The 21,897-nt window shown below is 69.3% G+C and carries 28 protein-coding genes and 4 pseudogenes; 12 read left to right on the forward strand and 20 right to left on the reverse strand.

What is annotated here, in order from left to right:
- Together ACK4S2_RS12605 and trxB are read right to left on the reverse strand one after the other, a co-directional pair.
- Positions 1-352: hypothetical protein (locus ACK4S2_RS12605; protein ID WP_409624849.1), on the reverse strand; the 352-nt coding region annotated here is incomplete at its 3' end.
- A 65-nt stretch (positions 353-417) separates the two neighbouring features.
- Complete coding sequence (gene trxB / locus ACK4S2_RS12610; protein WP_409624852.1) at positions 418-1,356, reverse strand: thioredoxin-disulfide reductase; 939 nt, start codon at positions 1,354-1,356, stop codon at positions 418-420.
- Between the two features lie 169 nt (positions 1,357-1,525).
- Between trxB and ACK4S2_RS12615 the strand changes: the two genes are divergently transcribed.
- On the forward strand, positions 1,526-2,026 hold the full coding sequence (locus ACK4S2_RS12615) for an Lrp/AsnC family transcriptional regulator (RefSeq protein WP_409624856.1): 501 nt from the start codon (positions 1,526-1,528) through the stop codon (positions 2,024-2,026).
- Between the two features lie 326 nt (positions 2,027-2,352).
- On the opposite strand, the gene ACK4S2_RS12620 is transcribed toward ACK4S2_RS12615, so the two are convergent.
- From ACK4S2_RS12620 to lgt, 4 genes are all read right to left on the reverse strand, one after another.
- Complete coding sequence (locus tag ACK4S2_RS12620; protein WP_409624859.1) at positions 2,353-2,511, reverse strand: hypothetical protein; 159 nt, start codon at positions 2,509-2,511, stop codon at positions 2,353-2,355.
- 118 nt (positions 2,512-2,629) lie between these two features.
- Positions 2,630-3,397 carry a peptidoglycan editing factor PgeF gene (gene pgeF / locus ACK4S2_RS12625; RefSeq protein WP_409624862.1) on the reverse strand — a complete coding sequence of 256 codons (768 nt, stop codon included), beginning with the start codon at positions 3,395-3,397 and terminating at the stop codon, positions 2,630-2,632.
- Positions 3,394-4,464: a class I SAM-dependent methyltransferase gene (locus tag ACK4S2_RS12630; protein ID WP_409624864.1), complete on the reverse strand. Its 1,071-nt coding sequence runs from the start codon at positions 4,462-4,464 to the stop codon at positions 3,394-3,396. Before ACK4S2_RS12630 ends, pgeF begins: the two co-directional genes overlap by 4 nt.
- A complete protein-coding gene (gene lgt, locus ACK4S2_RS12635; RefSeq protein WP_409624924.1) occupies positions 4,461-5,318 on the reverse strand; it encodes a prolipoprotein diacylglyceryl transferase in 858 nt (285 codons plus the stop codon). Before lgt ends, ACK4S2_RS12630 begins: the two co-directional genes overlap by 4 nt.
- Before the next feature lie 120 nt (positions 5,319-5,438).
- On the opposite strand from lgt, the gene ACK4S2_RS12640 reads away from it, so the two are divergent.
- Positions 5,439-5,684 (forward strand): accessory factor UbiK family protein, encoded by a 246-nt coding sequence (locus ACK4S2_RS12640; protein ID WP_409624867.1) that lies wholly within the window; start codon positions 5,439-5,441, stop codon positions 5,682-5,684.
- Positions 5,677-6,147 carry a GAF domain-containing protein gene (locus tag ACK4S2_RS12645; RefSeq protein ID WP_409624870.1) on the forward strand — a complete coding sequence of 157 codons (471 nt, stop codon included), beginning with the start codon at positions 5,677-5,679 and terminating at the stop codon, positions 6,145-6,147. Before ACK4S2_RS12640 ends, ACK4S2_RS12645 begins: the two co-directional genes overlap by 8 nt.
- On the opposite strand, the gene ACK4S2_RS12650 is transcribed toward ACK4S2_RS12645, so the two are convergent.
- The 8 genes and pseudogenes from ACK4S2_RS12650 to pyk form a co-directional block, all read right to left on the reverse strand.
- Entirely contained in the window at positions 6,144-6,797 is a 654-nt protein-coding gene (locus ACK4S2_RS12650) for an MT-A70 family methyltransferase (protein ID WP_409624873.1), read from the reverse strand. The genes ACK4S2_RS12645 and ACK4S2_RS12650 overlap by 4 nt on opposite strands.
- A pseudogene (locus ACK4S2_RS12655) lies at positions 6,794-7,207 on the reverse strand (BglII/BstYI family type II restriction endonuclease); the annotation flags it as partial. The gene ACK4S2_RS12650 and the pseudogene ACK4S2_RS12655, both read right to left, overlap by 4 nt.
- A 12-nt stretch (positions 7,208-7,219) precedes the next feature.
- Positions 7,220-7,387, reverse strand: a complete 168-nt coding sequence (locus ACK4S2_RS12660; RefSeq protein WP_409624876.1) for a hypothetical protein — start codon at positions 7,385-7,387, stop codon at positions 7,220-7,222.
- 155 nt (positions 7,388-7,542) lie between these two features.
- Positions 7,543-7,884, reverse strand: a complete 342-nt coding sequence (locus tag ACK4S2_RS12665; protein ID WP_409624879.1) for a hypothetical protein — start codon at positions 7,882-7,884, stop codon at positions 7,543-7,545.
- 276 nt (positions 7,885-8,160) lie between these two features.
- Entirely contained in the window at positions 8,161-8,520 is a 360-nt protein-coding gene (rplT, locus tag ACK4S2_RS12670) for a 50S ribosomal protein L20 (RefSeq protein WP_409624882.1), read from the reverse strand.
- 12 nt (positions 8,521-8,532) lie between these two features.
- Entirely contained in the window at positions 8,533-8,733 is a 201-nt protein-coding gene (rpmI, locus tag ACK4S2_RS12675) for a 50S ribosomal protein L35 (protein WP_409624885.1), read from the reverse strand.
- A gap of 123 nt (positions 8,734-8,856) precedes the next feature.
- On the reverse strand, positions 8,857-9,081 hold the full coding sequence (locus ACK4S2_RS12680; RefSeq protein WP_409624888.1) for a hypothetical protein: 225 nt from the start codon (positions 9,079-9,081) through the stop codon (positions 8,857-8,859).
- A gap of 46 nt (positions 9,082-9,127) precedes the next feature.
- The gene (gene pyk, locus ACK4S2_RS12685; RefSeq protein WP_409624891.1) at positions 9,128-10,573 is read right to left on the reverse strand and encodes a pyruvate kinase; all 1,446 of its coding nucleotides are present in this window, start codon (positions 10,571-10,573) and stop codon (positions 9,128-9,130) included.
- Between the two features lie 121 nt (positions 10,574-10,694).
- Here pyk and ACK4S2_RS12690 point away from each other — a divergent pair, with 121 nt between their 5' ends.
- From ACK4S2_RS12690 to ACK4S2_RS12705, 4 genes are all read left to right on the forward strand, one after another.
- Positions 10,695-11,435 (forward strand): N-formylglutamate amidohydrolase, encoded by a 741-nt coding sequence (locus ACK4S2_RS12690; protein ID WP_409624894.1) that lies wholly within the window; start codon positions 10,695-10,697, stop codon positions 11,433-11,435.
- An 82-nt stretch (positions 11,436-11,517) separates the two neighbouring features.
- On the forward strand, positions 11,518-11,835 hold the full coding sequence (locus ACK4S2_RS12695) for a DUF1244 domain-containing protein (protein WP_409624897.1): 318 nt from the start codon (positions 11,518-11,520) through the stop codon (positions 11,833-11,835).
- A 61-nt stretch (positions 11,836-11,896) separates the two neighbouring features.
- Complete coding sequence (locus ACK4S2_RS12700) at positions 11,897-12,532, forward strand: DUF5671 domain-containing protein (RefSeq protein ID WP_409624900.1); 636 nt, start codon at positions 11,897-11,899, stop codon at positions 12,530-12,532.
- Entirely contained in the window at positions 12,522-12,920 is a 399-nt protein-coding gene (locus tag ACK4S2_RS12705; RefSeq protein ID WP_409624903.1) for a hypothetical protein, read from the forward strand. The genes ACK4S2_RS12700 and ACK4S2_RS12705 overlap by 11 nt, the downstream gene beginning before the upstream one ends.
- A 4-nt stretch (positions 12,921-12,924) precedes the next feature.
- Here ACK4S2_RS12705 and ACK4S2_RS12710 read toward each other — a convergent pair whose 3' ends face one another.
- Entirely contained in the window at positions 12,925-13,785 is an 861-nt protein-coding gene (locus tag ACK4S2_RS12710) for a D-amino-acid transaminase (RefSeq protein WP_409624906.1), read from the reverse strand.
- A 266-nt stretch (positions 13,786-14,051) separates the two neighbouring features.
- Between ACK4S2_RS12710 and ACK4S2_RS12715 the strand changes: the two are divergent.
- Positions 14,052-14,603, forward strand: a pseudogene (locus ACK4S2_RS12715) (CHAD domain-containing protein); the annotation flags it as partial.
- A gap of 44 nt (positions 14,604-14,647) precedes the next feature.
- Here the strand turns inward: ACK4S2_RS12715 and ACK4S2_RS12720 are convergent.
- Together ACK4S2_RS12720 and ACK4S2_RS12725 are read right to left on the reverse strand one after the other, a co-directional pair.
- Positions 14,648-16,114: a 3-isopropylmalate dehydratase large subunit gene (locus tag ACK4S2_RS12720; RefSeq protein ID WP_409624909.1), complete on the reverse strand. Its 1,467-nt coding sequence runs from the start codon at positions 16,112-16,114 to the stop codon at positions 14,648-14,650.
- A complete protein-coding gene (locus ACK4S2_RS12725) occupies positions 16,111-16,920 on the reverse strand; it encodes a GntR family transcriptional regulator (RefSeq protein ID WP_409624912.1) in 810 nt (269 codons plus the stop codon). Before ACK4S2_RS12725 ends, ACK4S2_RS12720 begins: the two co-directional genes overlap by 4 nt.
- A 174-nt stretch (positions 16,921-17,094) precedes the next feature.
- Here ACK4S2_RS12725 and ACK4S2_RS12730 point away from each other — a divergent pair.
- The 3 genes and pseudogenes from ACK4S2_RS12730 to ACK4S2_RS12740 form a co-directional block, all read left to right on the forward strand.
- Positions 17,095-17,343: pseudogene (locus ACK4S2_RS12730) on the forward strand (hydantoinase B/oxoprolinase family protein); the annotation flags it as partial.
- 18 nt (positions 17,344-17,361) lie between these two features.
- Positions 17,362-19,218 (forward strand): annotated as a pseudogene (locus ACK4S2_RS12735) (hydantoinase/oxoprolinase family protein); the annotation flags it as partial.
- A gap of 172 nt (positions 19,219-19,390) precedes the next feature.
- Positions 19,391-20,182: an oxaloacetate decarboxylase gene (locus tag ACK4S2_RS12740; RefSeq protein ID WP_409624927.1), complete on the forward strand. Its 792-nt coding sequence runs from the start codon at positions 19,391-19,393 to the stop codon at positions 20,180-20,182.
- A 210-nt stretch (positions 20,183-20,392) separates the two neighbouring features.
- Here the strand turns inward: ACK4S2_RS12740 and ACK4S2_RS12745 are convergent, their stop codons facing one another.
- From ACK4S2_RS12745 to ACK4S2_RS12755, 3 genes are read right to left on the reverse strand one after another with little or no spacing between them, the layout of a single operon-like run.
- A complete protein-coding gene (locus ACK4S2_RS12745) occupies positions 20,393-21,031 on the reverse strand; it encodes a transposase (RefSeq protein WP_409624915.1) in 639 nt (212 codons plus the stop codon).
- Complete coding sequence (locus ACK4S2_RS12750) at positions 20,955-21,284, reverse strand: hypothetical protein (protein ID WP_409624918.1); 330 nt, start codon at positions 21,282-21,284, stop codon at positions 20,955-20,957. The genes ACK4S2_RS12745 and ACK4S2_RS12750 overlap by 77 nt, the downstream gene beginning before the upstream one ends.
- Positions 21,247-21,735, reverse strand: a complete 489-nt coding sequence (locus ACK4S2_RS12755) for a transposase (protein WP_409624930.1) — start codon at positions 21,733-21,735, stop codon at positions 21,247-21,249. The genes ACK4S2_RS12750 and ACK4S2_RS12755 overlap by 38 nt, the downstream gene beginning before the upstream one ends.
- Here ACK4S2_RS12755 and ACK4S2_RS12760 point away from each other — a divergent pair.
- Positions 21,661-21,897, forward strand: a 237-nt coding sequence (locus ACK4S2_RS12760) for a hypothetical protein (protein ID WP_409624921.1), incomplete at its 3' end; no start/stop codon positions are given. The genes ACK4S2_RS12755 and ACK4S2_RS12760 overlap by 75 nt on opposite strands.

Genomic DNA, 21,897 nt, shown 5'->3' on the forward strand with positions numbered 1-21,897 from the left:
GCGCGGCGAGCGCGGTGCGGATGGCCTGGCCGGCGGTCACCAGCGGCAGGCCGCGGGCGGCGAAGCGGGTGGAAAGGGCGGTTTCCGCCGCCGGGCCGACGAGGTAGCAGGCGCCGGTGCAGGCAAAGCCCAGTGCCTGCACCAGGGCGTTGGCGAACTGGTCGGCCGTCGTCTCGATGGCGCGGAAACAGTCGGTCCGCCGGTCGTTCATCGCGGCGCAGCCGCTGGTCAGCCGGGCGGTGATCGTGCCGGCGCCGGGGGGCATCAGCAGCGCCATTTCCGGCTCGACCTTGGTGTTGGCCTGCGGCGTCAGGATCCCGCACAGCGCGCGGGCGGCGTAAAGGGTGGGCATAGGGCGATCCTGCGGCCTGCACAGGACCGCGCCGCCCCGCCAGGGTCAAGCCCGTTGCGCCGCCGTCACTGCCCGGCCAGCCAGCGTTCGGCGTCCAGCGCCGCCATGCAGCCCATGCCGGCGCTGGTAACGGCCTGGCGATACACGTGGTCGGTCAGGTCGCCGGCGGCAAAGACGCCCGGAATGCTGGTGCGGGTGCTGCCCGGTTCCACCTTCACATAGCCGCCCGAATGCAGCTCCAGCTGGTCCTTGACCAGATCGGAGGCCGGCGCATGGCCGATGGCGACGAAGAACCCGTCGCAGGGCACCACGGTTTCGGCGCCGGTCTGCACGTTCTTCGTGCGCACGCCGGTCACGCCCAGAGGCGCCTCGGTGCCGAGGATTTCCTCGACCGTGTGGTTCCACATCACCTCGATCTTCGGGTGCTTGAACAGCCGGTCCTGCATGATCTTCTCGGCACGGAAGCTGTCGCGCCGGTGAATGACGGTGACCTTGCTGGCAAAGTTGGTCAGGAACAGCGCCTCCTCGACCGCGGTGTTGCCGCCGCCGATGACGACCACCTGCTTGCCGCGGTAGAAGAACCCGTCGCAGGTGGCGCAGGCCGACACGCCGAAGCCCTTGAATTTCTCCTCGGAGGGGAGCCCGAGCCATTTCGCCTGCGCGCCGGTGGCCAGGATCACCGCATCGGCGGTGTAGGTCGTGCCGCTGTCGCCGCGGGCGGTGAAGGGGCGGCGCGACAGATCCAGCGACAGGATGATGTCGCTGACGATCTCGGCCCCCATCTCGCGGGCGTGATGCTCCATCCGCACCATCAGGTCGGGGCCTTGCACCGTGGCATCGCCCGGCCAGTTTTCCACCTCGGTGGTGATGGTCAGCTGCCCGCCCGGCTGCATCCCCTGCACCAGGATCGGCGCCAGCATGGCCCGGCTGGCATAGACCGCCGCCGTGTAGCCCGCCGGACCCGACCCGATGATGAGAACCCTGGTGTGCCGTGCTTCGGTCATCGCATCTGCCCTCGTGCTGTTCGCCCGAGGATATAACCCCTTGCCCGCCACAGCGCCAGACTCGCGCCGCCGCCGGCGGCTCATGCCAATTTTCCGCGCGGCAGCGAAAGATTATTGCGCCAGGCGGGCCGAGCGCCTAAGTAACGCACAACGCGAAGGGGGCAGGATCATGGCAGGCGCGAAACTCGATCCGATCGACCGGCATATCCTGGCCGAGTTGCAGGCGGACGGGCGCATGACCAACGTGGAACTGGCCAAGCGTGTGGGCATTTCGGCACCGCCTTGTCTGCGCCGGGTGCGCACGCTGGAAGAACAGGGTTTCATCCGCGGCTATCACGCCGACATCGACGCCCGCGAACTGGGATTCGAGGTGCAGGTCTTTGCCATGGTGCGCCTGTCGAGCCAGGCCGAGGCCGACCTTTCCGCCTTCGAGGCGCAATGCCGCGCCTGGCCGCTGGTCCGCGAATGCCACATGCTGAACGGCGAGATCGACTTCATCCTGAAATGCGTGGCCCCCGATCTTTCGACGTTCCAGAACTTCCTGACCGGGGCGCTGCTGAAGGCGGCGCATGTGGCCAACGTCAAGACCAGCCTGGTGATCCGCTGCGCCAAGGACGAACCGGGCGTGCCCTTCGACGTGCTGGAAGACCGCATCGCGCGCCAGGCCTGAGGCGGGCGCACCCGGCCCGGGCGGCGGATGCCTCCGGCGGGGATATTTGGGGCAAGGTGAAACGGCAGCGGCCCTGCCTGCGGGTCAGAGGACGCAAGGCAAGGCCGCCGTTTCCGAGCAGACCGTCGGGGCGGGCGAGCCAGCGGGCCCGGGCGCGCACCCCATCGGGAACACGGTAAATGTGGCCGGAACGGGGCGGTCTGTCAAAAGGTTTCGCCGGTTGTCGACGCGGGCGCGACGATGGCGCCGGGCAGGGCCGATTGTCCTGCGCGCGGCGCCGGTGCGGCCGCAGAAAAGCCGCAGTCGGGCGAATCGCGCCTTTGGCCTCAGCGTGCGGCCAGCGCGCCCGGGCGCGGCGGGGCCGGCGGGGCGGCGGGCGCCTTGGGGCCGCGTTGCCCCTTCGGGCCGCGTTCCCAGGGCAAGGCGGGTTGCGGCAAGGCGGCGGCGGCGATCACCGATGTCAGCCAGCGGGGGTGGGGTTTCATCTCGGGCCTCCTGAACAGGGGCGGGGCTGGCCCCGCGCAAGGGTCAGTATGCAGGAGAATGCGGCAGGTCTTGGGCGAAACCGCGGGATTGTTGCGCCCGTGGCGACGATCCGGACGGCTAGAGCCGGATGGCCGACAGCAGCCGGCCATAGTCGGCCTCGCCCCGGTGGGTGGTGCGGCGATAGGAATAGAACCGCTCCTCGTCGCCATAGGTGCAGTGCCGCGTCCATTCGGCATGGCCCACGCCGGCCGCGCGCAGCCGGTGCAGGCCATAGCCCGGCAGGTCGAAGCGATAGCGGTCGCCGCTGCCGTTGATGAAGAACCGCGACAGGCCTGGGTCTTCGGCCAGGAAACGGTCGAGGAACTCGGGCCCGACCTCGTAGGCGGCCTGGCTGATGCAGGGGCCGATCACCGCGGCAATCCGCCCGCGGCGCGCGCCGAGGCGTTCCATTGCCTCAAGCGTGGCGTCCAGCACCCCGTCCAGCGTGCCGCGCCAGCCGGCATGGGCGGCGCCGATCACCCCGGCTTCGGCATCGGCGAACAGCACCGGCTGGCAATCGGCGGTCAGCACCGCCAGCGCCAGCCCCGGCGTGGCGGTGACCAGCGCATCGGCCCGGATCCGCGCCGGCGGGGCGGCCTCCAGCACCGCAACATCGGCCGAATGCACCTGGTTCAGCGTGACCAGCGCCGCCGGGGCCAGGCCCAGCGCCTCGGCCGCGCGGGCGCGGTTGATCTCGACCATCTCGGCCATGTCGCTGGAGCCGGGGCCGCAGTTCAGCCCGGCGAAGATGCCCGAGGACGCCCCGCCCTTGCGGGTAAAGAACCCGTGCCGCAGCGGGGCCAGCGCATCGGCGGTCAGGATTTCCAGGGCGGCGGTCGGGGTCACGAGGCGAATCCGGCAGCGGGTGGGGCCTGGGCAGGCAGAACGGCAAGCGCCTTGAACAGCGTTCCCATTTCGTCGGGGTGGGTCAAGCGGCGCATCGCCGCGATATGACCGGCCGCTTGCGCCGTGGTCAAGCCCTCGGTCAGCCGCGCGGTGCGCAAGCCGATGCCCAGCCGTTCCAGCAGCGCGCCTTGCGCCACCGGGCCGTGGGCGCGCGCGCCGGCCGCGGTTGCCGCCTGTGCCAGGGGCTCGAAATCGACATGGGCGGTCAGGTCGGCCTCTCCGGGGGTGTCGAGCAGCCCGGCCGGTGCGTGGCGGCGCATCGCCTGCACGGTGTCGCCCAGGCTGTGCCAGCCGCCGTAGTCCACCACCAGCGCCGCCCCTCCGGCCGCGGCGATGCGGCCGGCGATCTCGGCCATGATCGGGGGGGCGGCGGGGCACAGCTCCACCACGTCGCCTTCGCGGGTGTCGGCGAGCCGGTGCGCCAGCGCCGGCTCGCCGCGCGGTGCCCCGCGCGCCAGCGCCAGCGCGCCGCCTTGCACCGTGACCAGCGTTTCGGCCCAGCCGCGCCCCGCCCGGGTGAACTGGCGCACCGGCAGCGCGTCGAAGAATTCGTTGGCCAGCAGGAACAGCGGCCCTTCCGGCAGCGCCTGCACCGTGTCGGCCCATTCCACCGGCCAGGGCGCCAGCCGCGCCGCCTGCACCGCGCGCAACCGCGGCGAGGCTTCGACCAGCACCACCCGTGCTGCGGCGTGAAACCCCGGCACCCGGCGCGTGGCGCGCAGCACATCGGCCATCAGCGTGCCGCGCCCCGGCCCCGGCTCGGCCAGGACGAACCGGCCGGGGGCGCCCTGATCCAGCCAGCATTGCGCCAGCCACAGGCCCAGCAGCTCGCCGAACATCTGGCTGATCTCGGGCGCGGTGATGAAATCGCCACCTGCGCCAAAGGGCTCGGCCCGGGTGTAATAGCCGTGCGCGGGGTGCAGCAGGCACTCGGCCATGTAATCCGACAGCCGGATCGGCCCCTGCGCCGCGATCCGCCGCACCAGATGCGCGGCCAGCGGCGTCATCGCCGCCTCAGCGCAAACCACAGCCCCAGCGCGATCATCGGCAGCGACAGCACCTGCCCCATCTGCATGCCCAGCAGCACCGCGCCGCCCGGGTTGTCGGGGGTGACGAACTGGGCATCCGCCTCGCGGAAGAACTCCACGAAAAACCGTGCCGCGCCATAGCCGGCCAGAAACACCCCCAGCACGCGCCCGGGCCGCTGCAACCAGCCGCGCCGCCACACGCCCCACAGCAGCACCGCCCCCAGCAACAGCCCTTCCAGCGCCGCCTCGTAAAGCTGGCTCGGGTGGCGCGCGCAAACCCCGATCACCCCGGCGCAGTCCTGCCCGGCGCCCGGAAAGGCCACGCCCCAGGGCATGTCCGTGGGCCGGCCCCACAGCTCGGCGTTGATGAAATTGGCGATCCGCCCGAACATCAGCCCCGCCGGGGCCGCCACCGCCAGCGCATCGGCCAGCGCCAGCCGCGGCACGCCGTTGCGCCCGGCCCAGACCCAGGCCGCCAGCACCACGCCCAGGAACCCGCCGTGAAACGACATGCCGCCTTGCCACACCGCGGGGATTTCCAGCGGATGGGCCAGGTAATACCCCGGCTGATAGAACAGCACAAAGCCCAGCCGCCCGCCCAGCACCACGCCCAGGATCACCCAGGTCAGCAAGTCCTCGACCCGCGCGGGCGCCATCGGCGCCACCCCGCCCCACAGGGCCGGGCGCTTCATCAAGGCCACCACCAGCCGCCAGCCCAGGATCAGCCCGGCGATATAGGCCAACGCATACCAGCGCAGCGCCAGTTCGAACCCGCCGATGGAAATGCTGAAGATCTCCGGCGCGATATCCGGAAACGGAATGTAACCCATGATGCCCCCGTTGCTGGCCCGGACTTGTCGGGGCCGCCGCCGCGCTTGTCAACTGCGGCGCCGGTCAACCTTGCGCAACCGCCTCCGGCGCGCCATATGCTGACCCAGCGAAAGGAACCCGCCATGCAGACCTCGAACAAGTTTCTCGACGATCTCTCGCGCCTTGCCACCAACGCGATGGGCGTGGCCCAGGGCGCCCGGACCGAGGCCGAGAATGCCATGAAATCCCTGCTCGACCGCTGGCTGGCCGACCGCGACTTCGTCACGCGCGAGGAGTTCGACGCCGTCCGCGCCATGGCGCAGAAGGCCCGCGAGGAAAACGAGGCGCTCAAGGCCCGCATCGCCGCGCTGGAAGCCCGCCTTGGCTGACGGCTGCGATTACCCCGCGCTGGCCTCGGCCATCCGCGCGCTGACCCACGGCGAAACCGATGCCGTGGCGCTGATGGCCACCGTGGCGTGCGAAATCCACCACGCGCACCCGCTGTCGGACTGGACCGGCTTCTACCGCGTCGTCGGGCCGGAACTGCTCAAGATCGGGCCCTATCAGGGCGGGCACGGCTGCCTTGTCATCCCGTTCTCGCGCGGGGTCTGCGGCGCGGCCGCCCGCAGCGGTCAGGCGCAGATCGTGCCCGATGTCGATGCCTTCCCCGACCATATCGCCTGTTCCTCCTCCACCCGGTCGGAACTGGTGCTGCCGGTCTGGAACGGGCAAGGCGCGCTCCTGGGCGTGCTCGACCTCGACAGCAACACCCCCGCCGCCTTCGACGAAACCGACGCGCGCGAACTGGCCGCGATCCTGGCCGAGACCTTCCGCGGCTGCCCGGCGCCCTAGACGCCTTTCGACCGCGCCAACCTGGGCACCGCCTCGGCTTGCGAATGGTTGGCGTAGGTGTCCCACGTCGGCACGTAGTCCTCGGCCTGGTTGCCCCAGACCGTCCATCCCAGACGGGGGCCGCGGGCGAACATTTCCAGGCGTGGCCCTTCGCTGCACCCTTCGATCAGGGCGTATTGTTCTTCCGGTTTGCGGCTGTGTTCGCGTTTCTGGGCCGAGATGATGTTTTCCTGCGTCCTGCCCGGTTGCAGCGTGCGGGCGTTCTTGCCACGAACCCCGAACAGCAAGACCTCCGTCACATTGCGAAAATAGAACCCGACGCCGCGCCGGTCGGGGCCGCCATCCTTGCGGATCTTGTACCAGATGATGTTGCTCTTGTAGCTGAAACCCCAGCAGTCCATCACCTTCAACCCTTCGGGCAACAAGGCGTTGGGCACCCACAGATACAGGTGCGCCGGCTCCGCCACGATGGAGGCCACCGGCAGATCGCAGATTTCCTGCAAGGTCATCGTCGGATAACGGGACAACCGCTTGTGTTCCGGTGCCATCTTGCCCGTCCGGTTCTGGAACTGCCACGGCGGATCGGCAAGTATGGTCCTGAACCTGGTCCGCCCGGCTTTTTCCAGCAGGTCGTCGGCGGCAGAGATCATGCGTCATCCTCCACGAACAGCGCCTTGGTGATCCCGAATACCAGAAGCGGGCACCCCGCACCACCTCCGCCCCGGATCCTGGGCAACAACTTCGACATGTGGGTCGTCGAGTTGCCATAAGACGAACCGCGTCCCAGTTCGTTGAAGATGTCCTGCAATTCGTCCGACCGGGTGATCATCACCCCGACGCTGACCGCGCGCAGGTCGAATAGCAGGCGAAAGTTGTTCAAGTCCCTGTCAAAAAAGGGATCCTTGTTGTTCCACTCGATCTCCAGCGCAATGCCGTTCTTGTAGCAGTCGATCTTGTGGGTCGGAGAGTCCTGGCGCTCGCCATCGACCTCGATCGCGGTCTGGAACTGCTTTTCCCGCCAGCCGCGTTGCGACAGGAAACCATCGATGAAGCTCGAAAGTTGCGACTTGTTTCAACCGCCCTTCGTGATCCACGACTTGCGCAGGCGAAAGGTCGTCAACAGGTCGATCAGGTCGTTCCATTCGGCCGGAAAGTCCTGGGTAAGAATGGCGCTTGCGTGCTTCCACTCGTGACATTCGTAATGGTCGCGAACGAAAGGCGGCAAACGTGCATGCAACATCGGGCGGCTCCCTGTCGGACCGTCAGCATAGGGAGTGTGCCTTGCCGGTTCAACCGGCACGCGGCTGTCCGCCATCCGATCGCCCCGGTCGGCAGATCGCCTTGCGAAGCGCCGCTGCCGGCGCAGCGCCTCGCCCCGTGCCGGCCCCTGCGGCGTCAGCGCCGGCGCATGCCCACGATGTCGCGCTGCAAGGCGGCTTCGGCCACGCCGTTGCGCTTCAGCCGTTCCGGGTGGCGGCAATAGGCCTCGCCCAGCACATAGGCTTCGCCGCGGGTGGCGCGCGGCCCGATGGCGGCGCGGATCTGCTCGACAAAGCTTTCGCTCGGCCGGTCCAGCGAATTGACGCTGGCAAAGACCTCGACCGAACATTCGGCCCGGATCACGCCGCCGCCCTTGCCCGTGGGATAGCCCGAGGCTTGGCCCTTGTGCCCGCCTTCGGCCAGCGCCGGCCCCGCCGCCAGCGCCGCCAGCACCACCGCACCCCATACCCTGTTCATTCGCACCTCCCCGTGGTTGCGGTTCCCGCAGACTCTGGCCGCAGTCTCGCCTGTCGCGGCCTGTCTGGCAACGCCGCGCTGTTGCGGAGCTGGAAACACAGCGTTTCCATTTTGCACGCGGCCCGGGTGGCAAAGGTGAAGGCTTCGTTAAAACGGCTTGCCAAGCCCTTGATATCGTTGCCCTTGCATCCTGTCCCTCGCAGGGACAGGGGGGGGGTAAAGCAAACGCCCGCCGGTTTCCTGGCGGGCGCGTCACCTGGGGCGTTCCGCCCGAACTCAGGCCGCGGCCTTGGCCTGGCCCACCAGGGCGGCAAAGGCTTCGGGCTCGTGCACGGCCAGGTCGGCCAGCACCTTGCGGTCCACCGTGATGCCGGCGCGGGCCAGCAGGTTGATGAAGCGCGAATAGGTCAGGTCGGCGTCCACCAGGCGGACGGCCGCGTTGATCCGCTGGATCCACAGCGACCGGAACTGCCGCTTGCGGGCCTTGCGGTCGCGGGTGGCATATTGGTTGGCCTTGTCGACGGCCTGGGTGGCGGTGCGGAAGTTGCGCGACCGGGCGGCGTAATAGCCCTTCGCCTTCTTCAGGACTTTCTTGTGCGCGGCGCGGGTAACGACACCGGATTTGACGCGGGACATCGGCTGTTCTCCTTACCGGTCGTAGGGCATGTATTTCTTGACGATCTTCGCATCCGAGTCGGACAGGATCATCGTTCCCGTCACGTCGCGGACGAATTTCGTCGTGCGCTTGATCATGCCATGCCGCTTGCCGGCCGGACCCGCCTTGACCTTGCCGGTCGCGGTAAAGGAAAACCGCTTTTTCGCAGCGGATTTCGTCTTCATCTTGGGCATTTCCATCTCCTTGGTCGAGTGGTTCACGCGCGACTCGGCATGCCACACCGGCCGGCCGCGCAGAATGAGCCGTGGCCTTACACAGGAACCCGGCAGGGTGCAAGGCGGATTCGGCGGCGCCTCTCAGCCCAGCAGGCGGCCCAGCACGCGAAAGAACACCTCGGGCACCTCGTCCACGCTGTAGCCGCCCGGCTTGGTCCGGGCGGCGGCAAAGATCAGCCCGATGGCGATCATCACCAGGATCGCCCCGGCCCTGGGCGCGCGCCCCTCGGTCCAGGCGTTCAGCAAGGCAGGCAGCGCCAGCACCCCGACCACCAGCCCCACCACCAGCATCAGATCACTGTTCATCGGCGCCGCCCCGGGCTGAAACCGGGCAGGCCGCCCGGCCCCCCGATTATTCAGGATCGGCGCGGAAGATCAACCTTTCGTCGCAAGGCGCCACCCGCAGGATGTTGGTCGTGCCCTGCACGTTGAACGGCACCCCGGCGGTCACCACGATGAAGTCGCTGGTCCCGGCAAAGCCGTCGGCCCGCGCCGCCCGCGCCGCCGACAGGACCGCGCCCTTGAACCGTTCCTGCGGCTCGACCAGCACGCAATGCGCGCCCCAGGTCAGGCACAGCTTGCGCGCCGTGCCCACCAGCGGGGTCAACGCGATGATCGGCACCCGCGGCCGTTCGCGCGCCACGAGGCTCGCGGTGGTGCCCGACTGGCTGAAACAGCAGATCGCCTTGATGTCGGTCGTCTCGGCGATCTCGCGCGCGGCCGAGACGATGCCGTCGGCCACGGTGCGGCGGTTCACCTTGCGGCTCGCCTCGATTACCTCGCGGTAGACGGGGTCGCTTTCCACCTCGATCGCCACGGCGTTCATCGTGGCCACCGCCTGCACCGGGTATTGCCCCGCCGCCGATTCCGCCGACAGCATCACCGCATCCGCCCCTTCGTAGATCGCGGTCGCCACGTCGGAAACCTCGGCCCGCGTGGGCATCGGGCTTTCGATCATCGATTCCAGCATCTGCGTCGCCACGATCACCGGCTTGGCCGCCGACCGCGCCGCACGCACCAGCCGCTTCTGGATGGGCGGCACCGCCTGCACCGGGCATTCCACCCCCAGGTCGCCGCGCGCCACCATGATGCCATCGGACACCGCGAGGATGGAATCGAACGCCTTCACCGCCGCCGGCTTTTCGATCTTGGACAGGATCGAGGCCCGCCCCCGCGCCAGCGCCCGCGCTTCGGCCACGTCCTCGGGCCGCTGGACAAAGGAAAGGGCCAGCCAGTCCACCCCCAGGTCGCAGGCAAATTCCAGGTCGCGCCGGTCCTTTTCCGACAACGCGGCCAGCGGCAGCACCACATCAGGCACGTTCACGCCCTTGCGGTTGGAAATGGTGCCCCCCACCGTGACGGTGCAGTCGGCAAAGTCGGCGCCGCAGCTTTCCACCCGCAGGCGGATCTTGCCGTCGTTCACCAACAGCGTGCTGCCCGGTTCCAGGGCCGCGAAAATCTCGGGGTGCGGCAGCTGCACGCGGCTGGCATCCCCCGGCGCCTCGGACAGATCCAGCCGGAACCGCTGGCCTTCGGCCAGATCGGCGGCATCGCCCGCAAACACGCCTACCCGCAGCTTCGGCCCCTGCAGGTCGGCCAGAATGGCAATCGGGCGGCCCACCTCGGCCTCGATCTGGCGGATGATGGCATGGCGCGCGGCAATGTCGGCATGGGTGCCGTGGCTCATGTTCAGGCGGAACACGTCGGCCCCGGCTTCCCACAAGGCGCGGATCGTCGCCTTGTCCGACGAGGCAGGGCCCAGCGTTGCCACGATCTTGATCTTGCGGTGCCGTCTCATGCCCCATCCTCTCCTGCTAGCGCAAACAACGAGCTTATGCCCTGCAATGGCCCGCGCGGCAACTGGAACCCGCCGCCGCCGCGCTGTAAAGGGGGTATGCCCCGCGACCGGCAACAGGACCATGACCGAAACGCCCTACCGCATTCTTGGCGAAACCCGGCCCGGCCGCTGGCTGGTGACCTGCGACCACGCCACCAACCGTGTGCCCGGCTGGGTGGCGGGGGGCGACCTGGGCATCGCGCCCGAGGACATGCAGCGCCACATCGCCTATGACCCTGGCGCCGCCGGGCTGGCCGAAGCCCTGGCCGAGGCGCTGGACAGCCCCTGCATCCTGTCGGAGTTCTCGCGCCTCGTCATCGACCCGAACCGGGGCGAAGACGACCCGACCCTGGTGATGAAGCTCTACGACGGCACCATCATCCCCGCCAACCGCCACGCCGACGAAGCCGAGACGGAACGGCGGCTTGAGGCGCTCTATCGCCCCTATCACGCGGCCTATGCCGCGCTGGCGGCGCGGCGGGCGGATACCGCGATCGTGGCGGTGCATTCCTTCACCCCCTGCCTGCGCGGCCGCAGCCCCCGCCCCTGGGCGGTGGGGGTGCTCTATTCGCATCTGGACGACCGGCTGTCGCGGGCGCTGCTGGCCGAACTGGCCGGCGAACCCGACCTGTGCGTCGGCGACAACGAGCCCTATTCGGGCCACCTGCCCGGCGATGCCATCGACCGCCACGCCTTGCGCCACGGGCGCCACAACACCCTGATCGAGGTGCGCAACGACCTGATCGCCACGCCCGCGGCCCAGGCGGCCTGGGCGGCGCGGCTGGCCCCCTTGCTCGTCCGCGCCCTTGCCGCGGCGACCTGACGCTTCCCCCTTCACCTTGATCCAAGTATCCTCGGGGGTCCGGGGGCAGACAGCCCCCGGCGCCTGCCACAGGAGACCGCTCATGGACGACGCGACCCGAACCGAACTGGAGGCCGCCGCCTTCCGCCGCCTCGTGCACCATCTGATGCACCGGCGCCCCGACGTGCAGAACATCGACCTGATGAACCTCGGCGGGTTCTGCCGCAACTGCCTCAGCCGCTGGTATCAGGAAGAAGCGAACGCCCGCGGCATCGCGATGGACAAGGACACCGCCCGCGAAATCGTCTATGGCATGCCCTATGCCGACTGGGTCGCCCGGCACCAGACCGAGGCCGACGCCGGCAAGAAAGCCGCCTTCGAGGTCGCCTTCCGCGAAAACGTGACCGAGGCCAAGGGCTGACCGGCGGTTGCCCGCGCGGCGCGCGCCGCGCTATGCTGGCGCCCAGCCGCAGGAGAAGACGATGGGCACCGCCGACCCCCTGGCACAGTTCGTGGCCGAAGCCTTGCGGGCCGGGCGGTCGCGCAGCGAGATTGCCGAGGCCCTGACCCGCGCCGGCTGGAGCGGCCCCGAGATCGCGGCGGCCCTTGCCGCCTGGTCCGAGGTGCCCTTTGCCGTGCCGGTGCCGCGGCCCCGGCCCTATGTCTCGGCCCGCGAGGCGTTGCTCTATGGCCTGATGTTCCTGTCGCTGGGCATGACCACCTGGCACATCAACGCCCTGGGCTTTGCGCTGATCGACATCTGGGTGCCCTCGATCGAGGCGCCGGATGCCGGCTATTCCGCCTATGCGGTGCGCTGGTCGATCTCGACGCTGGCGGTGTTCCTGCCGCTGTTCCTGCTGCTCGGGGCCAGGGCCGCGCGCGCTGCGCGGGCCGACGCAGGCCGCCGGCGTTCGGTCGTGCGCAAGTGGTTCGCCCTTGTCACGCTTTTCCTGGCGGCGCTGACCCTGGCGGGGGACCTGATCTTTGCGATCAATGCCTTGCTGAACGGCGAGCTGACCTTGCGTTTCAGCGCCAAGGCGGGGCTGGTCGCGGCAACCGCGGTGCTGGTGGCCCTGTATTTCCGCAACGAACTGGACGAGACCGGCGATGCGCGCTGAACGCCTTGGCCAGGTCGGGCTGGTGGTGCTGGCGGTCGGGCTGGTCGCGGCGGGTCTTGCCACGGTGGGCGGGCCGGGCAAGGGTCGGACCGAGGCGCAGGACCGCACCCGCCTGTCCGACCTGCAGAACCTGTCGCATTACGTCGAATGCGTCGCCGATGCGCAGGGCAAGCGTTTGCCGGACACGCTGGCAACGGTGGACGCGTGCAAGCGCGCCTTGCGCCTGGCCGACCCGTTCACCGGCGAGGCCTATCGCTATGAGCGCCTGTCGGACACGGCCTTTCGCGTCTGCGCCCGGTTCTCTGGCCCCGAGGGCCTGTCGGGCAGCTGGTCGGACCCGTTTCTCGATGCCGAAACGGGATGCCTGACGCACCCCTACCGGCCCTGAGCAGTCAGACGGCTGCCTTGCGCATCTCCTCGATGTAGATTTCGCGCAGGCGTTGCGCCACCGGGCCGGGCTTGCCGGTGCCCAGGGCGGTGCCGTCGATTTCCACCACCGGCATCACGAAGGCGCTGGCCGAGGTGATGAAGGCTTCGTCGGCGGCCTTGGCCTCGTCCAGGGTGAAGGCGCGCTCGACCACCTCCATCTGCGCCTCGCGCGCCAGGCGCAGCACGGCGGCGCGGGTGATGCCGTGCAGGATGTCGTGGCCCAGCTGGCGGGTCACGATCTTGCCGCCTGCGACGATATAGGCGTTGTTCGAGGTGCCTTCGGTGACGGTGCCATCCTCGACGAACCAGGCGTCATCGACGCCGGCGGCCTTGGCGGCCATCTTGGCCATCGAGGGATACAGCAGTTGCACGGTCTTGATGTCGCGCCGCGCCCAGCGTTGATCGGGAATCGAGATCACGCGCCACCCGGTTTTCGCCGCCGGGCTGTCGGCCAGGCCGGGCTTGGACTGGGTGAACAGCACCACCGTTTGCGGCGTGCCTTCGGGCGGATAGGCAAAGTCGCGGTCGCCGGGATTGCCGCGGGTGACCTGCAGGTAGACCATCCCGTCCTCGACCCCGTTGCGGGCGACGATTTCGCGGTGCAGCGCCAGCCATTCGGCATCGCTGTGCGGGTTGCCCATGCCCAGTTCGCGCAAGGACCGATCCAGCCGGCGGCAATGGCCCTCGAAGTCGATCAGCTTGCCGCCCAGCACGCTCGTCACCTCGTAAACACCGTCGGCCATCAGGAACCCGCGGTCGAAGACCGAGACCTTCGCCTCGGCCTCGGGCAGCCAGTCGCCGTTGAGGTGAACGATGCGGGACATGGGCGGTCTCCTTGGCAGGGCGCGCGGCGGGTGAGGCGCGGGTTCTGCGCGGTCTTCGGCCGAAAGCCGCGGCGCGTCAAGATGCCTGTGTGTCGGCCGGGTGTCGTGATACCGTTACAGAACCCCGCGATGCTGTCTGGCAAACGATGCGGAAACCGGAATTGGCCGAAGACCCGCCCCGCCCCGACGATACCGCCTGCGAAGCCTTGCTGCGCGGCTACATGCTGGAGTGCGCCGCAACCTTTTCCAGCGAGCTGGACCGGCTGATGGCCAGCGGCGACCCGCGCGGGCCGCACCGGGCGCGGGTGGCCTTGCGCAAGTTGACCACGGCGCTGGATCTGTTCGCCCCGCTGATGCGCCGCAAGCGGCGGGCGCGGCTGCGCGGGCAGGCCAAGGCGCTGTTTCGCCTGCTGGGCCCCTTGCGCGACAGCGATGTGCACACCGCCGCCCGCCAGCGCGCGCCCGGCCACAAGGAGCGGCTGCGCCGCAATGCCGCCGTGCGCAAGCAGGTGCGCAAGGATCTGGAGGCCGCCGATGCCAAAGGCTTTGCCGCGCGGCTGGCCGATGTGGCCGCGCCCGACGGCGCGCTGTGGCGCCGCGGCGCCGAGGCGCGGGCCTTGCGCGCCGCCCCGCTGGCTCAGGTCGGGGCCGGCATGCTGGAAACCGCCTGGGCCGCGTGCCGGGCGCATGGCAGCTCGGTTTCGGCGATGGACCCGGTCGCGCGGCACGAGTTCCGCAAGGATCTGAAGTCGATGCGCTATCTGGCCGAGTTTCTGGCGCCCTGGTTTCCCGGGCTGGCGCAAGACCCGTTCGGGTCCGATTTCCGCGACATTCAGGATGCCCTGGGGGTGCTGAACGACTATCAGGTCGCCCTTGCGCTGGAAGGGCGCAAGCCCCCGGCGGTGCTGCCGGCGGCGCAGACCCGCGCGCTGGTGGCGGCCGAAACCATCTGGTTGCGCCTGCAATCGGCGCCGGTGCCCTGGGGGCCTGCGGTTCCGGCCTGATCGGCGCCTGACGCAGCGCGGTTCGGGGCGCGACGGCGGCTAACCCTGCGGCGGCACCGACCAGGGCGCCGCGGCGGCCCCGGCGGCACCAGATCGCCGTTCATGCCCACGCACATCGAGCAACCCGAACCCACCCAGTCGAGCCCGGCCTCTGTGAACACGCGGTCCAGCCCTTCGGCCACCGCCTGTGCGGCCACCTGCGCCGAGCCGGGCGAGACGCGCCCGGGCACCTTCACCTTGCGCCCCGCCAGCACGGCGGCGGCGGCGCGCAAATCCTTGATCCGCGTGTTGGTGCAAGAGCCGATGAACACCTGGTCCACCGGCGTTCCGGCCAGGGGGCGCCCCGGTTGCAGGCCCATGTAATCCAGCGCCACGCGGATGCGGTCGGCGGCGGGGCCGGCGCGGTCGGGGTCGGGGATGGTGGCGGTGATCGGCAGGGCGTCCTCGGGGCTGGTGCCCCCGGTGACGATGGGCGCGATTTCGGCGGCATCCATTGCCACCTCGCGGTCGAACGCGGCATCCTCGCCGCTGATCGGGCCGGCCCAGGCCTCGGCGTCGCGGTCCCAGTCGGCGCCGGCAGGGGCAAAGGGGCGACCCTTCAGCCAGTCCAGCGTGGTGGCATCGGGGGCCACCAGCCCGAGGCGGGCGCCGCCTTCGATCGACAGGTTGCACAAGGTCAGCCGCCCTTCGACCGACAGCGCGCGTAGGGCCGAGCCCGCGTATTCGATGGCATGCCCGCGCCCGCCATCGGCGCCGAGCCGGGCGATCCAGTTCAGCGCCAGACCCTTGGCGCCCACGCCGGGGCCCAGCGTGCCGTCGAACCGCAGCCGCATGCGGCGGGGCTTTTTCTGCCAGATGGTCTGGGTCGCCAGCACGTGCGAAACCTCGGTGGCGCCGATGCCGAAGGCCATCGCCCCCAGCGCCCCGTGGGTGGAGGTGTGGCTGTCGCCGCACACCACCAGCAGGCCGGGCAGCGTCAGCCCCAGTTCGGGCCCGATCACGTGAACGATGCCTTGCCGCGCGTCGCCGAGGCCGAAATGGCGCAAGCCGTGGCGGCGGGCGTTTTCGGCCAGTTGCGCGATCATGCGCGCGATGTCCGACCCGGCGGCCGGCACCCCGCGGGTGGGCACGTAGTGATCGGCCACGGCAAAGGTCAGGTCGGGGCGGGCCACCGGCAACCCGCGCGCGGCCAGCCTGGCAAAGCCGTGGTGCGACCCTTCGTGCACCAGGTGCCGGTCCACCCAGAGCAGCGAGGCGCCATCTTCGCGCAACAGCACCTCGTGCGCGGACCAGAGCTTGTCGAACAGGGTTTGCGGCGCGGTCATGGGCCCGCCTTGTCGCCGGTGCCGCCGACGATGACCGGCGCCCAGTGCCGCGCATCGGCCGTGCCCACGCGGTTCAGCGTCATTTCCAGCCGGAAGCGGTCGGGGCGATAAAGCGCGGCCAGGTGTTCCACCCCCTGACCATCGGCGTCGTAGACCACCCGGGTCAGCGAGATCAGCGCGGCCCCCACCGAAACCTCCAGCGCCTCGGCCACCTCGGGTGTCGCCAGCACGGCCGAAACCGTCTGGCGGGCGTGGTCCACCACCACCCCGCGGCGTTCGAGCAGACGGAACAGCGGCGTGGTGGCCAGATCGGCCTCGGAATAGCCTTGCGCGATGGCGTCGGGCACATGGGTGGTCAGGTGCGAAAACGGCAACCCCGCCGACAGGCGCAAGCGCACGGCGCGCTGCACCCGCGTGCCTTCGGGCAGGCCCAGCGCCTCGGCAATATGGGGCGGCGGTGCGCCGTAGGAAAACGACAAAAGCCGCGCGGTGGTTTCTTCGGCCATGCGGCGCAGCTGCGGCATCAGGGTGGCAAAGTCGGCGACGATCTGGCCCGGCTGCGCGCCGGGCGCCCGCACCACCGTGCCCGAGCCCGCGCGCCGTTCGATCAGGCCGTCGGCCATCAGCCCGTCCAGCGCGCGGCGGATGGTGACGCGGCTGACCCCGTGCAGTTCCGCCAGCCGCAACTCGCCCGGCAGCGAATCCCCCGGCACCAGAAGGCCCCCCAGAATCTCATCGCGCAAGAGCAGATAGACGCGCCGCGCCTTGCTGCCGTCGGGAACCTGACTGGCGACCATCTGCGTCATGAAACCTGCACCCTGACGATACATGCCGAACCGATATCCGCACCATAATCCTGTATGGACTTTTGCCGCAACATCAAGCTGCCTGAATACCGAAAGCGGTATGATAAATCATACAGGAAACAGGCAGGATCGTGGGGCAACCCGCGCAGGCCGGTCAGAAGGGGGGCGCCGCGCATGACCATCGACCCGATCACGCTGGCGGTGCTGGCCGGCCGGATGGAGCAGATCGCCGACGAGATGGACCCGACGCTGTTCCGGTCGGCCTTCAACCCGATCATTGCCGAGGCGCACGATGCCAGCCACGGCATCTATCACGCCGCCACCGGCGACACGCTGGTGCCAGGCAAGTCGGGCCTGCCGATCTTTGTCGGCGTGATGGCCTTTGTCATGCGCGCGGTGATCGACAAGGCGCAAGGCGACAGGGCCGATGGCGATGTCTGGGTGGCGATCAGGCACATCTTTCCCGCCTTGCCGGCGAATGCCGGCGTGATGCGGCCCATCCGGGTCGTCATCCCCGACCGCTCGTTGCTGGCGGCCGAGTTTCCATCGCCCACGGGCGGTAATACGGAAACCATCCTGCGGATGATCGACGTGATGTTTTCCGCCTTTGCGCAAGTGGCGCCGGGCCGGGTGGTGGCCAACGCCTATGGCACCATCAACGCGCTGTCGATTGCCGGCCACCGCGCCGACGGGCGGCGCTGGATGATGTTTTCGTTCTGTTGCGGCGGGCACGGCGGCACGCCGGATGGCGACGGGCAGAACCACGGCAACGCGCCGATTTCCACCGCAGCCATCCCGCCGGTGGAGATATTGGAAAGCGCCTATCCGGTGATCTTCCGCCAGTGGGCCTTGCGCCCCGACAGCGGCGGGGCCGGGCAGCACCGCGGCGGGCTGGGCGCGATCTATGAAATCGAGGTGATGGAACAGCGCGCCGAAGCCTTTCTGTTCGGCAAACGCGGGCTTTATCCGCCGCAAGGCGTGGATGGCGGCGGCACCTTTACCGATGTGTTCGTGCTGGACGAGGCCACCGGCAAGACCCGGGTCGCCAAGGTGCCCACCAGCCGCCCCGACCAGTCGGCCGGGTTCCTGGCCGGCATCGCCACCGGCGGCACGGATTTTGCGCGCATCGCGTCGGTCGTGCACGGCACCACCGCCGGCACCAATGCGTTGCTGGAGCGCAAGGGCGCCCGCGTGGGGCTGATTACCACGCAAGGCTTCCGCGACGTGCTGGAAATGCGCCGCCGCGACCGCCCCCGCACCTGGGGCCTGCGCGGCGATTTCGAGCCGGTGATCCCGCGTGACCTGCGGCTGGAGGTGGCCGAACGCACGCTGGCCGACGGCACGCTGTTGCAGGCCGTGGACCCGGCCGAGGTCGAAGCCGCCGCCCGTGTTCTGCTGGCGGCCGGTTGCATGGCCGTGGCCGTGTGCTTCGTCAACGCCTATGCCAACCCGGCCAACGAACTGGCCGCGCTGGAGGCCGTGCGCCGCGTCTGGCCCAACCCGCATGTGTCGGCCAGCGCCCAGATCCTGCCCGAGATCCGCGAGTTCGAACGGTTTTCGACAACCGCACTCAATGCCTATCTGCAACCCGAGGTTTCGGGCTATCTGCACCGGCTGGACGGGGCCTTGCGCGGGCAGGGCTTCGGCGGCGAATTCCTGATCGTGCAGTCGAACGGCGGGGTGATGACGGTGGACACCGCCTGCGCGCGCCCCGTGCGCACCGCGCTGTCGGGGCCGGCGGCCGGCGTGATCGCCGCGGCCTATATCGCGCAGACCGCAGGCTTTCCCGACATCATCACCGGCGATATCGGCGGCACCTCGTTCGATGTGTCGCTGGTGGAAAAGGGCCGGCCCGCGTTGGCGGCGCAGACCAGTATCGACTTCGGCATGGTCGTGCGCACGCCGATGATCGAGATCACCACCATCGGCGCCGGTGGTGGCTCGATCGCCTGGGTGAACAAGGGGGGCCTCTTGAACATCGGGCCGGAATCGGCCGGCTCCACCCCCGGGCCGGTGGCCTATGGCCGCGGCAACACCCGCCCCACGGTCACGGATGCCGACATCGCCCTGGGCCGGATCGACCCCGACCGCCCCATCGGCGGCATTGCGAAGCTGGATGTGGCCGCCGCCCGTGCCGCCGTTGCCGAACATGTGGGCAAGCCGCTGGGCCTCGAGACCGACGCCGCGGCCGAAGCCATCCTGCGGGTGGCCAACAGCCGGATGGCCGGGGCCATGCGGCTGGTCAGCATCGAACGCGGGCACGACCCCAAGCGGTTCGCCTTCATGCCCTTCGGTGGCATCGTCACCAACGGCGGCGTCGCCTCCAGCCTGCGCGACATCCGCACCATCCTGTTGACCGACGGCTGTGCGGCCTTCGACCCCAAGGTGCACGAGGCGACGCTGGTTTCGCCCGGCTCCATCGCCAGGCGGATGCGCTGCGCGGAATGCACCGCGATGCTGGTGGGCTGGCATGAGCCTGCGCGACCGCCTGCACCGCGCACACATCCTGGCGGCCCCCGGCGTGGTCTTTACCAAGCTTGGCCGGCCGGATATCGGCCTGTCCACGATGTCGGAAATGGCCGACACGATGGCGCTGATCCGCGACCGGGTGGCCTTGCCGGTGATCATCGACGCCGACACCGGCTTTGGCAACGCGCTGAACGCGCGCCGCACGATGACGGTTTACGAACGCGCCGGTGCCAATGCCTTGCAGGTCGAGGATCAGACCTGTCCGAAACGCTGCGGGCAACTGGCCGACAAGTCGCTGATTTCGACGGCCGAGATGGTGGGCAAGATCGCGGCGATGGCCGATGCGCGCGTCAGCCGCGAAGCCCTGATCTTCGCGCACGCCGATGCCATTGCGGTCGAGGGGTTCGAGGCGGCGGTGGATCGCGCCAGGCGCTATCTGGAGGTCGGCGCCGATGCGCTGTTCATCGAGGCGCCGCGCAGCACCGAGGAGCTGCGTGCGATCTGCACCACCTTCAAGGGGCGCGCGCCGCTGATGGCGAACATGGTCGAAGGCGGCGCCACCCCCATCACCGGGGCGGCCGATCTGGAGGCGCTGGGCTTTGCGCTGGTGATCTTTCCGGGCGGCATCGTGCGGGCGCTGGCAAAGACGGCGCAAGAGTATTACGCCAGCCTGCGCGCGACGGGGTCGAACACTGCGTTCAAGGACCGGATGTTCGATTTCAACGGTCTCAACGCCCGCATCGGCACGGCCGACATGCTGGCGATGGGCGCGCGGTTCGAAGCCAAGGGCTGAGGCCCACGCGCCGCCGGGCCGCGGCTCAGCGCGGGCGGACTTCGCCCATGTCGTTCCGGACGTCCTGCCGGGCCAGCTTGCCGCCGGCGATTTCGAAACGGTCGATCTAGCGGATGCCTTCGAACGGTGTGCCGTCGGGCCATTCGCCATAGAGCGTGCCGAGGATGTAGACGACATCCCCCGCCGCATCGAAACGGTCGTGCCGCTTTTTCACTCAGCGATAGCGGGGGCAGTCCATTCCAGCACCTGCGCCAGGCTGGTCATGCGCACGTCGCCTGGAAACACCATGGCAAAGCCCGGGGCCAGCATGGCCCGCGCGGCCGGCAGGTCGCGCGCCTCCATTGCGGCCAGATAGGCGCGCACCAGTCTTTCGCATCGGTCATGGGGTTTTCCTTTCGGGTTCGAAGCCGCCGACGCCGGATTTGGTCGGGCCGCGCGCATGTCCATGATCGAACAGACCAGCAGCATCACAGCCGCCGCCAGCTTCTTGAGGTTCATCCCGATGGCGGTCATCCGCGCCTGGATCTTCATGTTTTCGAGCCCTTTGCGGATGGCTCTGGCAAGTCCGTGGAGCGTCTTGGCCGTGCCGTGCGCGCCTTCGACCTGCCATCGGTGGCGGGTGTAGATCGCGTGGTCGTCTTCACCCCATGCCGCGCGTTTGCGCCGGGCACGCAGGATGGCTGCGTGGTTGGTGACGATTTGCACCCGGCGGGATGGCGCCCTCTTTGGCAGGCATCGCGCCTTGAGGGGACAGCGCGCGCAGTCGCGCCGGTCAGCGCGATACCATCGGCCTGATTTCGTGCTGTTGCGGGGGGGTGAGCCGCTTCTTCGCCGGACATCGGACCACATCGTGGCGGGGATCGACCTTGAACCGTTCGGTCGGAAAGCCTTGCGCCCCTTTGCGGCGGGGGGCGCGAAGGGGCGGGATGACGGCTTCGATCTGGCGATCTTCAAGCGTGGCGTAAACCCGGCCCACACCGTGGATCGTGTCCGCCGTGATCCGGCCCGGGGTAGCCCCGGGGGTATCTTCGATGACGCCCGGGCGCTCGGTGGACCGGCCCGTGTCATGTTCCTCGCCCGTGACGATCGCGAGGTCCGCCACGACGCCCGCGTCCGGCATCGGCTTCGGACCGGTGGCGGCCAGATGCCGAACCGTCCACGGCTGTGTGCTGCGTGTAGGCCGGGCGCAGCGGTGCCTTGGACGACATCGCCATGGTCGCGTCCGGGTCGGTGCGGCAGAGCTTCTTGAACTTCCGGCCGGTGCGCGCGTCCTGCTCAGCGTCGTTGGCATCCTCGACCGCAGTGAGATGGCGCGCAACCAGCGCGTCCATGCTGACATTCGCCCGGATCAGACTGGCGTCGATCTGCATGGTCTCGGCCGAAACCAGCCCGGCGGCCTGGCATTGCCGCACGACACGCGTGAAGGGGCGCCGGAACATGTCTTCACCCCAACGCTTTCGGATACGAGTCAGCGAAGAATGATCCAGCAGGGCCTCGTGCAGCGCGTAGCCGATGAACCAACGGATCGCGAGATTGACCTGCGCTTCCCGCAGAAGCGCCGGTCACGGACGATGCCGAGCAGGATGCACAACTTTAGCAGGCTGCTGAAGAAGTCCACGAGGCGGAACAGTTTTCCCTCTGTTTGGGCGGCAGCGGTGAGCGTCGTGCTGGTCGAGGCGAGGTATGGGTGCCCGATGCCACCCCTCGTCGTCATG

The organism is Gemmobacter sp., from assembly GCF_046292685.1.
Taxonomy (GTDB): Bacteria; Pseudomonadota; Alphaproteobacteria; order Rhodobacterales; family Rhodobacteraceae; genus Wagnerdoeblera.